The 13,729-nt window shown below is 72.5% G+C and carries 17 protein-coding genes; 11 read left to right on the top strand and 6 right to left on the bottom strand.

Annotated elements, in window-relative coordinates; genetic code table 11:
* Positions 1–105: 105 nt before the first annotated feature.
* The 3 genes from BS83_RS40830 to BS83_RS44680 all read left to right on the top strand — a co-directional run bounded on the left by BS83_RS40830 (position 106) and on the right by BS83_RS44680 (position 1,626).
* Positions 106–942: a sulfurtransferase gene (locus tag BS83_RS40830; RefSeq protein ID WP_037608478.1), complete on the top strand. Its 837-nt coding sequence runs from the start codon at positions 106–108 to the stop codon at positions 940–942.
* A 36-nt stretch (positions 943–978) separates the two neighbouring features.
* Entirely contained in the window at positions 979–1,269 is a 291-nt protein-coding gene (locus tag BS83_RS40825; protein WP_037608477.1) for a DUF1416 domain-containing protein, read from the top strand.
* A 111-nt stretch (positions 1,270–1,380) separates the two neighbouring features.
* Complete coding sequence (locus BS83_RS44680; RefSeq protein WP_084714870.1) at positions 1,381–1,626, top strand: DUF3099 domain-containing protein; 246 nt, start codon at positions 1,381–1,383, stop codon at positions 1,624–1,626.
* Here BS83_RS44680 and BS83_RS40820 read toward each other — a convergent pair.
* A complete protein-coding gene (locus BS83_RS40820) occupies positions 1,583–1,948 on the bottom strand; it encodes a DsrE family protein (protein WP_037608476.1) in 366 nt (121 codons plus the stop codon). The genes BS83_RS44680 and BS83_RS40820 overlap by 44 nt on opposite strands.
* A 201-nt stretch (positions 1,949–2,149) precedes the next feature.
* Between BS83_RS40820 and BS83_RS40815 the strand changes: the two genes are divergently transcribed.
* The 3 genes from BS83_RS40815 (at position 2,150) to ygfZ (ending at position 4,330) form a co-directional block, all read left to right on the top strand.
* Positions 2,150–2,734: an FABP family protein gene (locus tag BS83_RS40815; RefSeq protein ID WP_037608472.1), complete on the top strand. Its 585-nt coding sequence runs from the start codon at positions 2,150–2,152 to the stop codon at positions 2,732–2,734.
* A 118-nt stretch (positions 2,735–2,852) separates the two neighbouring features.
* Positions 2,853–3,347, top strand: a complete 495-nt coding sequence (locus BS83_RS40810) for a Fur family transcriptional regulator (protein WP_232248671.1) — start codon at positions 2,853–2,855, stop codon at positions 3,345–3,347.
* Entirely contained in the window at positions 3,344–4,330 is a 987-nt protein-coding gene (gene ygfZ / locus BS83_RS40805; protein ID WP_408641088.1) for a CAF17-like 4Fe-4S cluster assembly/insertion protein YgfZ, read from the top strand. Before BS83_RS40810 ends, ygfZ begins: the two co-directional genes overlap by 4 nt.
* Positions 4,331–4,363: 33 nt before the next feature.
* Here the strand turns inward: ygfZ and dtd are convergent, their stop codons facing one another.
* Positions 4,364–4,789, bottom strand: a complete 426-nt coding sequence (dtd, locus tag BS83_RS40800) for a D-aminoacyl-tRNA deacylase (protein ID WP_037608469.1) — start codon at positions 4,787–4,789, stop codon at positions 4,364–4,366.
* Positions 4,790–5,035: 246 nt separating this feature from the next.
* Between dtd and BS83_RS40795 the strand changes: the two genes are divergently transcribed.
* Both BS83_RS40795 and BS83_RS40790 read left to right on the top strand, forming a co-directional pair.
* Positions 5,036–5,560, top strand: coding sequence for an RsiG family protein (locus BS83_RS40795; RefSeq protein WP_232248670.1), 525 nt, complete (start codon positions 5,036–5,038; stop codon positions 5,558–5,560).
* A gap of 40 nt (positions 5,561–5,600) precedes the next feature.
* Positions 5,601–6,557: an asparaginase gene (locus tag BS83_RS40790; RefSeq protein WP_037608465.1), complete on the top strand. Its 957-nt coding sequence runs from the start codon at positions 5,601–5,603 to the stop codon at positions 6,555–6,557.
* A 261-nt stretch (positions 6,558–6,818) separates the two neighbouring features.
* On the opposite strand, the gene BS83_RS40785 is transcribed toward BS83_RS40790, so the two are convergent.
* Positions 6,819–7,331 carry a type III secretion system chaperone family protein gene (locus tag BS83_RS40785; RefSeq protein ID WP_051945268.1) on the bottom strand — a complete coding sequence of 171 codons (513 nt, stop codon included), beginning with the start codon at positions 7,329–7,331 and terminating at the stop codon, positions 6,819–6,821.
* Between the two features lie 10 nt (positions 7,332–7,341).
* Positions 7,342–8,673, bottom strand: a complete 1,332-nt coding sequence (gene mshA, locus BS83_RS40780; RefSeq protein WP_084715307.1) for a D-inositol-3-phosphate glycosyltransferase — start codon at positions 8,671–8,673, stop codon at positions 7,342–7,344.
* Between the two features lie 176 nt (positions 8,674–8,849).
* On the opposite strand from mshA, the gene BS83_RS40775 reads away from it, so the two are divergent.
* On the top strand, positions 8,850–9,650 hold the full coding sequence (locus BS83_RS40775; RefSeq protein ID WP_037608462.1) for a methylase: 801 nt from the start codon (positions 8,850–8,852) through the stop codon (positions 9,648–9,650).
* 289 nt (positions 9,651–9,939) lie between these two features.
* Positions 9,940–11,004, top strand: coding sequence for a C40 family peptidase (locus BS83_RS40770; RefSeq protein ID WP_037608459.1), 1,065 nt, complete (start codon positions 9,940–9,942; stop codon positions 11,002–11,004).
* Positions 11,005–11,068: 64 nt separating this feature from the next.
* On the opposite strand, the gene BS83_RS40765 is transcribed toward BS83_RS40770, so the two are convergent.
* Positions 11,069–11,698: an O-acetyl-ADP-ribose deacetylase gene (locus BS83_RS40765; protein WP_051945266.1), complete on the bottom strand. Its 630-nt coding sequence runs from the start codon at positions 11,696–11,698 to the stop codon at positions 11,069–11,071.
* Between the two features lie 394 nt (positions 11,699–12,092).
* On the opposite strand from BS83_RS40765, the gene BS83_RS40760 reads away from it, so the two are divergent.
* Positions 12,093–13,352, top strand: coding sequence for a PP2C family protein-serine/threonine phosphatase (locus BS83_RS40760; protein ID WP_408641112.1), 1,260 nt, complete (start codon positions 12,093–12,095; stop codon positions 13,350–13,352).
* Here BS83_RS40760 and BS83_RS40755 read toward each other — a convergent pair.
* Positions 13,273–13,698, bottom strand: coding sequence for a DUF2516 family protein (locus BS83_RS40755; protein WP_232248668.1), 426 nt, complete (start codon positions 13,696–13,698; stop codon positions 13,273–13,275). The genes BS83_RS40760 and BS83_RS40755 overlap by 80 nt on opposite strands.
* Between the last annotated feature and the right edge of the window lie 31 nt (positions 13,699–13,729).

Raw genomic sequence — 13,729 nt, 5'->3', positions numbered from 1 at the left:
CGCCCTGCAAGACTTCCTGCCGCACGTCCCACGATCCGGACTCCCCTCCGGACGTGCCACCGCGCGCGGCGCCCCCTTCCGCAACTGCCCCGGAGGAGATTTCCCATGAGCCGTAGTGACGTTCTGGTCAGCGCCGACTGGGTCCAGGACCACCTGGACGACCCGAAGGTCGTCGTGGTCGAGGTCGACGAGGACACCAGCGCCTACGACAAGAACCACATCCGCAACGCCGTGCGCATCGACTGGAAGAAGGACCTGCAGGACCCGGTCCGTCGCGACTTCGTCGACCAGGCCGGCTTCGAGGCCCTGCTCTCCGCCAAGGGCATCTCCAACGACGACACCGTCGTGCTCTACGGCGGCAACAACAACTGGTTCGCCTCCTACGCGTTCTGGTACTTCAAGCTCTACGGCCACGGCGACGTCCGCCTGCTCGACGGCGGCCGCAAGAAGTGGGAGCTCGACTCCCGCGACCTGGTCGCCGAGGTCCCGGTCCGCGCCACCACCGAGTACAAGGCGCAGGCCCAGGACACCTCCATCCGCGCCTTCCGCGACGACGTCGTCGCCGCGATCGGCAGCAAGAACCTCGTCGACGTCCGTTCGCCCGACGAGTTCTCCGGCCGTCTGCTCGCCCCGGCGCACCTGCCGCAGGAGCAGTCGCAGCGTCCCGGCCACGTGCCGAGCGCCCGCAACATCCCGTGGTCCAAGAACGCCAACGACGACGGCACCTTCAAGTCCGACGACGAGCTCCGCGCCCTCTACGAGGCCGAGAACGTCGACCTGGCGAAGGACACCATCGCCTACTGCCGCATCGGCGAGCGCTCCGCGCTCACCTGGTTCGTGCTGCACCAGCTGCTCGGCCAGACCAACGTCAAGAACTACGACGGCAGCTGGACCGAGTACGGCAGCCTCGTCGGCGTGCCGATCGAGCTCGGCTCCAACTGAGCCGGCCTGACCGACCAACGAACGAGGAGCAAGGACATGTGTGGAGCCAAGGCCGGCGGGCCCGAACTTGCAGGAGTTGACGTGGCCAACGAGACGATCATCCAGGGTTCGGTGACCCGCGACGGCGAGCCGGTCAACGGCTACGTCCGTCTGCTCGACGCGAGCGGCGAGTTCACCGCCGAGGTCCCGACCTCGGCGACGGGCCAGTTCCGCTTCTTCGCCGCCCCGGGCAGCTGGACGCTGCGCGCCCTCGTCCCCGGTGCGACGGTCGACCGTGCCGTCGTCGCCCAGCAGGGCGAGTTCACCGAGGTCGCGATCGCGGTCTGATCACCGGATCGCCGCTGTCACCAGCGCGAACCCCGCGCCGACATCCCGTCGGCGCGGGGTTCCGTGTGTTCCGGGTCGTTCCGGGACGGGCTGAGGGGGAAGACTCCCGGTATGCAGTCCCGACGGCGGCACGTGTACTACGCCCTGATGGGCGTCTGCCTGCTCCTGATCGTCCTGGCCTGGAACGTGGTGCGGCTCTGGTCCGTCCCCGCCGCGGTCGTGATGAGCCTGGTGGCCATGGTCATCCCGCCGGTCGCCGCGATCGTCGCCAACCGGCGCGGCCCCGACGACCCCTGGTGGGACGACCCCTCCGTCAGTAGACGAGTGCCTGGACCCCGTCACCCACGATCTCGCTGACGAAGAGCTGCGCGCCCCCGATCCGCACCCCGTCCAGCACGTCCGCCTGGGCGATCCCGCGCCGCGCCGCGCACTGCGTGCACAGCGTGACCGAGCCGCCCGCCAGCAGCGCGTCCAGCAGCTCCGGCAGCGGCGCGGCGTGCGGCAGCTCGAACTCCGCCGCCCGGCCGGGCAGCGCGAACCAGGCCGACTCGCCGGTCAGCCAGAGCGAGACGTCCACCCCGCTCGCGAGGGCGACGGAGGCGACGGTGAACGCCTGCGAGCAGCGCTCGGGCGCGTCCGCGCCCGCGGTGACCTTGATGACGAGCTTTGTCTTCGGCATAGCGGCAGCGTAGGGCGGGGCTCACGGTGAGGGCGGGACCGGGGCCGACTAGACTCTGGACAGGTTCGTTCCCCAGTGCTGAGGACAAGCAATGTCTGCCCTTGAGTGGTGCTTCACCGGCCTGCTGATCGTCATGGCCGTCGCGATCATCGGTTTCGCCGCCTTCTCGGTCAAGAAGCTCTACCAGGGCCAGCGCTGAACATGATCGAGATCCCCTCCGGCCTGCACAAGGACGTCGTCTCCCTCGCGTTCCTGCTCGGAACGTGGGAGGGCGCGGGCGTGTACGACTTCCCCGGCACGGAGAAGTGCAACTTCGGCCAGGAGATCGTCTTCCGGCACGACGGCCGCCCGTTCCTGGAGTTCCGCTCCCGCACCTGGGTCCTGGACAACGAGGGCAACAAGGTCCGTCCGCTGGAGTCCGAGTCCGGCTTCTGGCGGGTGACCGCCAACGCGCACGGCACCTCCGGCGTCCGTGAGATCGAGTTCTCCTCGGTCCGCGACGACGGCACCGTCGAGATCTGGTACGGCGAGCTGGCCGACGGCAAGCCGCAGATCGACCTGGCCACCGACGCCGTCGCCCGCATCGAGGGCGCTCCGCCGTACTCCGGCGGCAAGCGGCTGTACGGCTTCGTGAACAACGAGCTCATGTGGGTCGGCGAGAAGTCCGCCCCCGAGGTGCCGCTGCGGCCGTACATGTCCGCGCAGCTCAAGAAGGTGCTCAACCCGGCCAAGCTGATCGAGGACATCGCCGACCTCCCGGACGACGGCATCGCCTTCTTCCGCTGAGCCGCGGTCGTTCCGGCCGATCTTCCGTCTGTCCCGTGCCCCCCTAGACTCGGGGGTACGGGACAGACGCGTTTCGCAGCGCCGCGTGAGGGCGAGGGCGCAGACAGGGGCAGGTTCAGTGGCGAGCAGCGGCATCGACTGGCAGACGGACCTGCGTCGGCGCGGCTACCGGCTCACCCCGCAGCGGCAGCTGGTGCTGCAGGCCGTGGACGAGCTGGAGCACGCGACACCGGAGGAGGTCCTCACCGAGGTGCGGCGCACCGCCGCCGGCGTGAACATCTCCACCGTCTACCGCACCCTCGACCTGCTGGAGGAGCTGGGCCTGGTCTCCCACGCCCACCTCGGCCACGGCGCGCCCACCTACCATCTGGCCAGCCGTGACCAGCACATGCACCTGGTCTGCCGCGAGTGCGGCAGTGTGATCGAGACGGATGTCGCGCTGGCCGAGCCGTTCGTGGAATCCCTGCGGCGCGCGCACGGTTTCGAGACTGACATGAAGCACTTCGCCATCTTCGGCCTCTGCGCGAACTGCGCGGCGAAGGACGGGACGGCGAAACGCGACGTGTCCGAGCATCCGCAGGATCCGCACGACCCCGAGGAGAAGCGCGCGTGACGACCGTGACGACCTACCGCAGCCCGCTGCTGGACCGGCTCCCCGGGGCGGTGCCCGCCGACGGCGTGGACGCCGGTGTCGCCGCGCACTACGGCGACCTGTTCCGCGAGCAGCGGGCGCTGGCCGCGGGCCAGGGCTTCGTCGACCTCTCGCACCGCGGCGTGGTGACCGTCTCCGGACCGGAGCGGCTGAGCTGGCTGCACCTGCTGCTCACCCAGCACGTCAGCGCGCTGCCCGCGCAGCAGGCGACGGAGGCGCTGATCCTCTCCCCGCACGGGCACATCGAGCACGCGCTCTACCTGGTCGACGACGGCGCGACGACGTGGATGCACGTCGAGCCGGGCACGGCGGGGGAGTTGGTGGCCTACCTGCAGAAGATGAAGTTCTTCGCCCAGGTCGAGATCGCCGACGCGACGGACGCGTACGCGGTGGTCTTCGCCCCGGCGGGATCCACCCCGCCGCCGGCCGCCGCCGTGCGTCAACTGCCTTACGGCTACGACCTCTTCCTGCCGCGCGAGGAGTTCGCCGACGCCTTGGCCGTCGCCGACTCCGGTCCTACGGCCGGCATCTGGGCCTACGAGGCGCTGCGGGTCGAGGCCCACCGCCCGCGCCTCGGCTTCGAGACCGACCACCGCACCATCCCGCACGAGCTGGGCTGGCTGGAGTCGGCGGTCCACCTCAACAAGGGCTGCTACCGGGGCCAGGAGACGGTCGCCCGGGTGCACAACCTCGGCCGCCCGCCGCGCCGCCTGGTCTTCCTGCACCTGGACGGCAGCGAGGAGTCCCTCCCCGCGCACGGCGACCCGATCCGCCTGGCCGCGGACGGGCCCGACGGCCGCCCGGTCGGGTTCGTGACCACGGCGGTCCGGCACCACGAGCTCGGGCCGATCGCACTGGGGCTGGTCAAGCGGAACACGGCGGTGGACGCCACGCTGCTCGCGGGCACGGTCGCGGCGTCGCAGGACGTGGTCGTCGAGCCGTAGTCCCTTCGGGCCCGGGTCGGGCGCGGGTGCTGGTCAGAACTCCAGGACGACGGTGAAGGGACCGTCGTTGGTGAGCGAGACCTTCATGTCCGCGCCGAACCGTCCGGTTGCCACGGTGGCGCCGAGCGACCGGAGTTGGGCGACGACCTCGTCGACGAGCGGCTCGGCGACCGGGCCGGGGGCCGCGGCGTTCCAGGTGGGCCGCCGGCCCTTCCGGGCGTCGCCGTAGAGGGTGAACTGGCTGATCACCAGCAGCGGCGCGTTCAGGTCCGAGCAGGACTTCTCGGCCTCCAGAATGCGCAGGGACCAGAGCTTGCGCGCCATCAGCGCGGCCTGCTCCGGGGTGTCCTCGTGGGTCACCCCGACCAGGACGCAGAGCCCCGGCCCCAGGATCGAGCCGACGACCTCGCCGTCGACGGTCACACTTGCCTCGGTCACCCGCTGAGCCACTGCACGCATGTCTCCATTCTCGGGCATGCGCTGCGGCCCGGGGCCCCTGCCCGCTACCCGGCCCGCGGCCGTCGAGGCGTCCGGGGGCGGTCGCCGCAGGGGGCGTGCGGGCAGCGGGTGAGCGCCCCCGGTTCGCTGCTGCCGGGGCCGTGCGCTGGGGATATGCGGCGGTCGTATTTACCACGGAGATTCGCCAGGGCCCCGATTGGGTGCAGGCGTGGACGAACCTTCATCCGACGGTGGCACCATGCACCCGTGGGACACCAAGACGAGCAGACCGCGGCGGGGCTGCGCCTGAGTGCGCTGAGCCTGGACGAACTGCGCGCGTTGCGGCGGCACGCCCAGCAGGACGAGGCCGACCTCTCCTACCTGCGTCGGCTGCTGCAGGGCCGGGTGGACATCCTCCGCGCGGAACTGGACCGCCGCAGCGGCCGTGCGGCGCTGCCGCCGGACACCCTTCTGGAGCAGCTGCCGGAGATCCTCGCCGACATCCCCTCCCAGGTCCGCCACTCGGCCCGGCATGTCACCCTCGGCACGCCGAGCGGCCGGGAGTACCAGGACCTGGCGGACGAACTCATGTCCGACGCACGGCTGGCGGACCTCGCCGAGCAGTCGGACGAGCAACTGCAGGCGGCCTGCATCCGGCTCACCGCCCACGAGCGCGGCATCTCGCGCCGTCGGCAGCGGCTCCAGCGGACGGTGGACGGGTGCATCGCGGAGATCACCCGCAGGTACCGTGAAGGGGAAGCACGCGTCGACGACCTGCTCTCCGGAGGGTGAACCCCTTGCGGGGGCGCAGGCCCCTGGAAGGCACACCCTCATGTCTGCTCCTGTTCTCCCCGTCCTGGCCGAGGTGGTCCGCTCCGGATTCGTGGAGGGCCACCACCGTGGCTCCCTGGTGATCCTGGCCGCGGACGGCAGCGTCGACTTCGCGCTGGGCGCCCCCGAGCTTCCGGTCTTCCCGCGGTCGAGCAACAAGCCGATGCAGGCGACGGCGATCCTCCGCACGGGGCTGGAGCTGGACGGCGAGCTGTTGGCGGTCACGGCGGCCAGTCACTCCGCAGAAACGTTTCACCTGGACGCGGTGCGGAAGATCCTCTCCTCGGCCGGCCTGGACGAGACGGCGCTGCAGACCCCGCCCTCCCTCTCCCTCGACGAGGTGGAGGCCGAGGCCTGGATCCGCGGCGGCGGGGAACCCGAGCGGATCCTGATGGACTGCTCGGGCAAGCACGCGTCCATGCTGGCCGCCTGCGTCCGCAACGGCTGGGACACCGCGAGCTACCTGTCCGTCGACCACCCGGTGCAGCAGCAGGTCCGCGAGACGCTGGAGGCCCTGGCGGGCGAGCCGGTCGCCGCCGTGGGCACGGACGGCTGCGGCGCGCCGCTGATGGCCATCAGCCTGGTCGCTCTGGCGCGTGCCTTCCGCGCCCACGTCCTGGCCGACCCCGGCACCCCGGAACGCCGCGTCGCGGACGCGATGCGCGCCCACCCCGAGTACGTGGCCGGCACCCGCCGCATCGACACCTGGCTGATGCGGGCGGTCCCCGGCGCGATGGCCAAGATGGGCGCGGAATCCGTCCAGGCCGTCGCCCTCCCCGACGGCCGCGCGCTCGCCTTCAAGATCGACGACGGCGCGAAGCGGGCCCTCGGCCCGGTCCTCGCCGCAGCGCTGCGACGCATGGGCGTCACCACGGCGGACGACACCCTCCCCCGCATCGCGGCTGCGCCGCTGCACGGCGGCGGCGCGGTCGTGGGCGAGGTCCGCGCAGCGTTCTGACCCTCCCGCACACGGGGCCCCAGGGGCGCGAGGAACTGCGCGCCCCCAGGCGCGCGTGCGCCGCACCTCTCAACAATGGGCCAGTTGCACTGTCCAGGGGCGCGGGGAACTGCGCGACTATCCCCCAGCCTTCGGCCGGGAGGTACCCCCTCCCGCGTGCGGATGGTCCTCATCGAGCAGGGCCATCTCCGCACAGGGTGGTTGCTCGCGCAGTTCCTCGCGCCCCTGGGGGCCGTGCGTGGTTGGTCGACGTCGAGAGGGTCAGGCGCCGGCGCCGGTGATGCGGCCGAAGGCCTCCAGATTCCGCGTGGACTCGCCGCGCTTCGTGCGCCAGTCCCACTCGCGTTTGATCGCCGTCGCAAAGCCCAGTTCCAGCAACTGGTTGAACGGCTCGTCCGCGTTCTCCAGGACCGTGCCCAGCAGTCGGTCGATCTCCGTCGGCGTCACCGCCGCCAGCGGGAGCCGGCCGACCAGGTAGACGTCGCCCAGCCGGTCCAGCGCGTAGGAGAGCCCGTACATACGGGTGTTGCGCTCCAGCAGCCAGCGGTAGACCGCCTCGAAGTTCTCGTCCGGCCGGCGCACCACGAACGCGTTGATCGAGAGCGTCTGCTCGCCCACGCGCAGCGAACAGTTCGTCGCCAGCTTCCGCGTCCCCGGCAGAGTCGCCACGAACGTCCAGGGGTCGCCCGAAGGCTGCTCCCAGGCGACGCCGGACTCCTCCAGCGCCGCCGTCAGCACCTCCGCCACTCGCGTGCGCGTGATCTCTTCGCCCATGGCTGGCACGTTACCGTGCCGTAGCCGCCGACAGGTCGTGGACGCCGGGCGCGCCGGGTGCGCCGTGCGCGCCCTGCGGGCCGAGCGCGAAGCGGGCGCGGGCGATCGTGTCCGCGTAGACGTCCGCCGTCGCCCGCGCCGCCGTGCCCCAGCCGAAGGCCCGCGCATGGTCGGCCGCCGCCGCGCCCATCCGGGCGCCCAGCTCGGGGTTGTCCACGAAGCGGCGCAGCACCCGCGCCCACGCGCGGGGGTCGTGGCCCTGGACCAGGAAGCCCGTCTCGCCGTCGCGTACCGCGACGGGCAGGCCGCCGACCGCCGCCGCGACGACCGGCGTGCCGCAGGCCTGCGCCTCCAGCGCCACCAGGCCGAAGGACTCGCTGTAGGAGGGCATCACCAGCGCCGTCGCCGCGCGGTACCAGTCGGCGAGCTCCGCCTGCCCGACCGGCGGCTGGAAACGGATCACGTCGCAGACGCCGAGCTGCGCGGCGAGCTTGTGCAGGCTCTCGGGACGGGCCATGCCGCTGCCGCTGGGGCCGCCCACGATCGGAACGACCAGGCGTTCCCGCAGCTCAGGGGCCTCGTCCAGCAGGTGGGCGACCGCGCGGACCAGGACGTCGGGGGCCTTCAGCGGCTGTATTCGCCCCGCGAAGAGCAGGACGACCGCGTCCGTCGGCAGGCCCAGCCGGGCCCGGATGCGGCTCACCGCGTCGCCGACCGGGCCGGTGGGGGAGGCCGTGGCGGGCCGGAAGACCTCCAGGTTCACGCCCGGATGCACGACGGAGAGCTGGTCGGGGCGGGCGCCGTAGTGCGCGGCGAGCTGCTCCGCCTCCTCCTCGGTGTTCGCGATCAGCCGGTCCGCGGCGTCGACCACCTGGGACTCGCCGATGATCCGCGCGGCGGGCTCCGCCGCGTCCCCGGCCGCCAGCGAGGCGTTCTTGACCTTGGCCATGGTGTGCATGGTGTGGACCAGCGGCACGCCCCAGCGGTCCGCGGCGAGCCAGCCGACCTGACCGGAGAGCCAGTAGTGGGAGTGGACCACGTCGTAGTGGCCCGGACGGTGACCTGCCTCGGTGCGCAGCACCGAGTGCGTGAAGGCGCAGAGCTGCGCGGGCAGGTCCTCCTTGAGCAGGCCCTCGTAAGGGCCGGCTGTGACGTGTCTCACCAGCACGCCGGGGGCCAGTTCGACCATCGGCGGCAGCTCGGACCCGGTGGCCCGGGTGAAGATCTCGACCTCGGTGCCCAGCTCGGCCAGGCGCTTGGAGAGTTCGACGATGTAGACGTTCATGCCGCCGGCATCGCCCGTTCCGGGTTGATGCAGCGGGGAGGTGTGCACGCTCAGCATGGCGACGCGGGCGGGCTGATGGGTCACCGCTCGTCCTCTTTCCGGTCCTGGGTCGTCCTGCCAGTGGCTTCAACACTGGTGCAACAGGAGTGAAAGCCCAGCGATTCCCGCCCTCGTCCTCTTCTCCAGATTACCTGGCGTGCCCGACGGACGACGTGCCGCGTACGCTGCGTGACATGAGATCCGCGGCAGCGAAACCGGTGGGAGCGGTCACCCGGGGCACCACCAACCCGAACCGGCTGCGCCGCCAGGACCGCTGGATCGCCCATGCGCTCGCCCCCGCGCTGCGCCGCGCGCAGGCCGCGCCGGTGGCCGTCGATCTCGGCTACGGCGCTGCGCCGTGGACAGCGGTGGAGCTGTTCGAGCGCCTGCGGGCGGTACGGGTCGACGTCCGGATGGTCGGCATCGAGATCGAGCCCGAGCGGGTCGCCCTCGCGCAGCGGGTGGCGCGGCCGCCCGCGCTCACCTTCCGCCGCGGCGGCTTCGAGGTGCCGCTGGACGGGGGTGAGCGGCCGCTGCTGATCCGCGCCGCGAACGTGCTGCGGCAGTACGACGAGGACCAGGTGGCGGACGCCTGGGCGCGCCTGTGCGCCCGGCTCGCCCCGGACGGGCTGCTGGTGGAGGGCACCTGCGACGAGATCGGCCGCCGCCAGGCCTGGGTCGCCCTCGGTCCCGAGGGCCCCAGGACCCTGACGCTCGCCGCGCATCTGGCCACGCTGGAGCGCCCCTCCGAGCTGGCGGAGCGGCTGCCGAAGGCGCTGATCCACCGCAACGTGCCCGGCGAGCGGGTGCACGCGCTGCTGCGCGACCTGGACCGCGCCTGGGCCGCGGCCGCCCCGTACGCGGACTTCGGGGTACGTCAGCGCTGGCTCGCCACCACCCGGTCACTCGCCTCCTCCTGGCCGCTGGCCGACACCCCCTCCCGGCACCGCCTCGGCGAACTCACCCTCCCCTGGTCCGCCGTCGCCCCCCGCTGACGCCGCCCGGCGCCGGTCGCCCGCGTCCTGCTCGGCGCTGATATCGGCCGTGCGCCGGGATGAGCGGGATCTGCCCGGCGCGCTCCGTGCTGTCGTCGCCCCACGCCGGCGCCGCTCGGCCCTGACGTCGCACGGTGCCGGCCGCCCGCGTTCCTGCTCTGCGCGCCCCGGCGCTGCCGTCGCCCCGCGCGGACGCCGCCTCCCTCTGCACGGCTCTGGTCGTTTACATCGATCCGTGGCAGCATCCCGTGAGCATATCTGACGGATCGTCAGAATCGAGGAGGTCACCGTGCCACGCTCTCGACGCAGGCTGCGGCTCGCGCTGTTCGCGGTCACCGCGATCGCCTTGGGGGCCACCGCCGCACCGCCCGCGTCCGCAGGGGTGCCCGCCGGGGCCCGTCTGCCGGCCGGGCACGGCGAGCGGCTCGTCGCCTTGCAGCGGGAGATCGCCACGCTGTACCAGCAGACCGAGTCGGCGACCGCCCGCTACGACACCGCCACCGGGGCGATCACCGCCCAGGAGGCGCAGATCGTCGCGCTCGCCCGGCGGATCGTCGCGGCCCAGGCGCAGGTCGACGCGCTGAACGCGCAGCTGGGGCAGGTGGCGCAGGCGCAGTACACCGGTCAGGCCTTCGCCGACAGCCCGAGCATGGAGCTCTTCCTCTCTCAGGACCCGGGCGCGTACCTCGCGCAGATCCCGCTCACCCGGCAGGCGAGCGCCTCCGCCGCCACCGTGCTGCAGGAACTGCAACAGGCCCAGGCCACGTTGACCGCCGACGGGGACGCGGCGACCGCGGAGTGGGAGGAGCTGAGCCGCAGTCAGGCCGCCGCCGCGGGCGCCGTCGCCGAGATCAAGGCCGAACTCGTCACCGCACAGGGACTGCTCGCCTCCCTGTCCGCCGGCGAACTCTCCACGCTCCAGCAGCTCCAGGCGCAGAGCGCCTTCGCCGCGCAGATGGCCTGGCGCGGCACCCTCGGCTCGTCGACCCTTTCGCGCCAGGCGCACGGAGCGGCGCGGGCGGCCATCGCCTACGCCGTGGCGCAGATCGGCAAGCCGTATCTCTGGGGGGCCACCGGCCCCCGCAGCTTCGACTGCTCGGGGCTCACGATGCGCTCCTGGCAGGCGGCAGGCGTCTCCGTCCCGCGGACCTCGCAGGAGCAGTGGGCCCAGCTGCGTCATGTGCCCGTCTCGGCGCTGCAGCCGGGCGATCTCGTCGTCTACTTCCGCGACGCGAGCCATGTCGCGCTGTATGTGGGGGACGGGGCGATCATCGAGGCCCCGCACCCCGGCGGCGTCGTGGAGCTCGCCGCCGCCGGCTCGATGCCCATCCTCGGCGTGGTGCGGCCGTCCTGACGAGTCGCATGGGCGAAGTTCACTCGAACGAGTTATCGAATACTTATGGTGGATTGACGGTGCTTCAGTCCACCATGGGTCCGTGCCACAACTCCCGCCACACCCGCTCGAAGACGCCGTAGGCGTCTGCCCCGTACAGCACGAACCGTGCCTCCGTCAGGCGGCCTCCGGTCCCCGCGGTCTCCCCTTCCCCCGCCTCCCCCTCGCTTCGCCCGCCTCCCGACGGGCCCTCGCCGCGTGCCGTCTCCGCCGCGACGCCCAGCGCGATCCGCGCCGCGCTCTCCATCGGCCAGCCGTAGACGCCGGTGGAGACCGCCGGCAGGGCCACCGTGCTGGCGCCCAACTCCTGTGCCACCCGCAGAGATTCGCGATAGCAGGAGGCGAGCAGTTCCGCCCGGCGTTCGAGCTCGTCCCGGCCGTCCTCGGGGCGCGGGTAGACCGGGCCCACGGTGTGGATCACCCAGCGGGCCGACAGCCGGCCCGCCGACGTCGCCACGGCGCGGCCGGTCGGCAGTCCCTTGCCGTAGTGGGAGGCGCGCAGCGCCCGGCACTCGGCCAGGAGCTCGGGTCCCGCGGCCCGGTGGATCGCCCCGTCGACGCCCCCGCCGCCCAGCAGGGACGAGTTCGCCGCGTTGACGACGGCGTCCACCTGCTGCCTGGTGATGTCACCCTGGACGAGCGTGATCTCCATCACGGGCTCCTTTCCTCGGTTCGCACGCTATCCGGTGAACCCTGTGGCCTGCACGCGCGTTACCGTCCAAGCGGCGCACGGGTTCTGGTTCCCCCGGGTGGGAAAAGCCGCCGTCGACCCTCCCGGACGGGGTGGGGAGAGGTCGTGGAGATCACGTCACGGTCACGGGAAGGTCGCAGGATCATGGTGTCTCATGGGCACCACGTCACCTGCCCAGCCGTTACCGAGTCGGGGAGAGGGAGGTAGCCCATGTCCGCCCACGCCGGCGCCGCTTCGAGCGCAGCGAACCAGAATCCCGCGAGTGCGCCGATACCGCGCCCGCGGGCCTCCGCCGTCCCCTCGGCGCCCCGGCCGCGCAGCCCGTCCACGCCGTGCCCGCCACGCCCCGACGCCGTCCCTGCCGCCGTCGACGCGGGCCGCCGCCGTCCCCCTCGCGCCCACGCCGCCGCTCTCCGTGCTGCTCATCGAGGCCGACGACGCCGGAGCGGAGTCCGTCCGCAACCTCCTCGCCGAGCTCGGCTCCGAGGTCGCCTTCCGCTGGGCCCGCAGCCTGCCCGAGGCGCTACCGCTGCTCGACGCGGACACCGCCTGCGTCCTGCTCGACCTGGAGCTGCCCGACAGCAGCGGCCTGGAGGACATCCGCACCCTGCTGCGCCGCGCGCCGCGTACGGCGGTGCTCGCCGTCACGGGCACGGTCGACGTCCAGCTGGGCGCCGCCGCGGTCGCCGCCGGCGCGCAGGACTTCCTGGTCAAGCAGGAGATGGACGGCCGGCTGCTGACCCGCGCGGTCCGCTACGCGGTCGAGCGCAAGCGGGCCGACGAGTCGCAGCGCCGCCTGGTCGAGGCGGAGCTCCGCGGGCAGGAGAACGCGCGCCTGCAGCGCCACCTGCTGCCGACCCCGCTGCTCGACGGTTCCGGGCTGACCTTCCACGCCCGCTACCGCCCCGGCCGCCGCCGCGCCCTGCTCGGCGGAGACTTCTACGACGCCGTCCGCACCGCCGACGGCACGGTGCACGTCGTCATCGGCGACGTCTGCGGGCACGGCCCGGACGAGGCCGCGCTCGGCGTCGCCCTGCGGATAGCCTGGCGCACCCTCGTCTTCGCCGGTCTGACCGGTGAGGCGCTGCTCGCCACGCTCCAGCGCGTCCTGGAGCACGAGCGCCGCAGCGAGGAGATCTTCGCGACCCTGTGCATGCTGGCCATCGGCCCCGAGGGCGACCACGCCGAGCTGCACCTGGCCGGCCACCCGGCCCCGCTGCTGCTCTGCGACCAGGGCCCGCCCGCGCTGCTGCCCTTCGACGACGCCGGTCCCGCGCTCGGCCTGCTCGGTGCGGGCCACTGGCCGCCGGTCAAGGTCCGGCTGGGCGACGACTGGGCGCTGATGCTCTACACCGACGGCCTGATCGAGGGCCGGATAGGCGCGGGCACGCGTCGGCTCGGCCAGGAGGGGCTGATCGACATGATCGGCGACCACCAGCAGGGCGGCCTGCGCGACGAGCTGTTGATCGACACCGCGATGTCCGAGGTCGAGGACCTGAACGGCGGCGCGCTCGCCGACGACGTGGCGGTGCTGCTGCTCACCAGGGCCCGTACGGCCCCATGTGATCCTGCTTCTTCTGCCCGTTCCGGCCCTTCCGGGAGGGCGACACCCGCTTGACCGCGGGCCTGACGTCGACCATGTAGACGATCGCGGCGACCAGCCCGATCAGGGAGAGGAACAGCGCTCCCAGGAAGAAGTCGATCCCGACGGCCACGCCAAGGATGATCAGCCAGAACGGCTTGGTCTGCTTGCCCGCGGCCCGGAAGGCGTCCTCACGGCGGAAGGCCGCGTCGACGAAGGTGAACACCTTGAACAGGGTCAGCGCCATCAGCAGCCAGTACATGACGTTGCTGAACGCTGCCGTCAGCAGCCCGTAGGCGGCCAGCTGCATCGTCACCACTCCCTCGTTGCCCTGCGCCCGCACTCGCGCGTACGCGATCCGGCCCGGCCCGTGCGGGCCCATCGTGCCATGACAACGGCTGGGACACGCGAGA

This window comes from Streptacidiphilus rugosus AM-16, from assembly GCF_000744655.1.
GTDB lineage: Bacteria > Actinomycetota > Actinomycetes > Streptomycetales > Streptomycetaceae > Streptacidiphilus > Streptacidiphilus rugosus.
The sequence above is the reverse complement of the archived record's forward strand: the minus strand, read 5'-3'. Positions and strand labels throughout refer to the sequence as shown.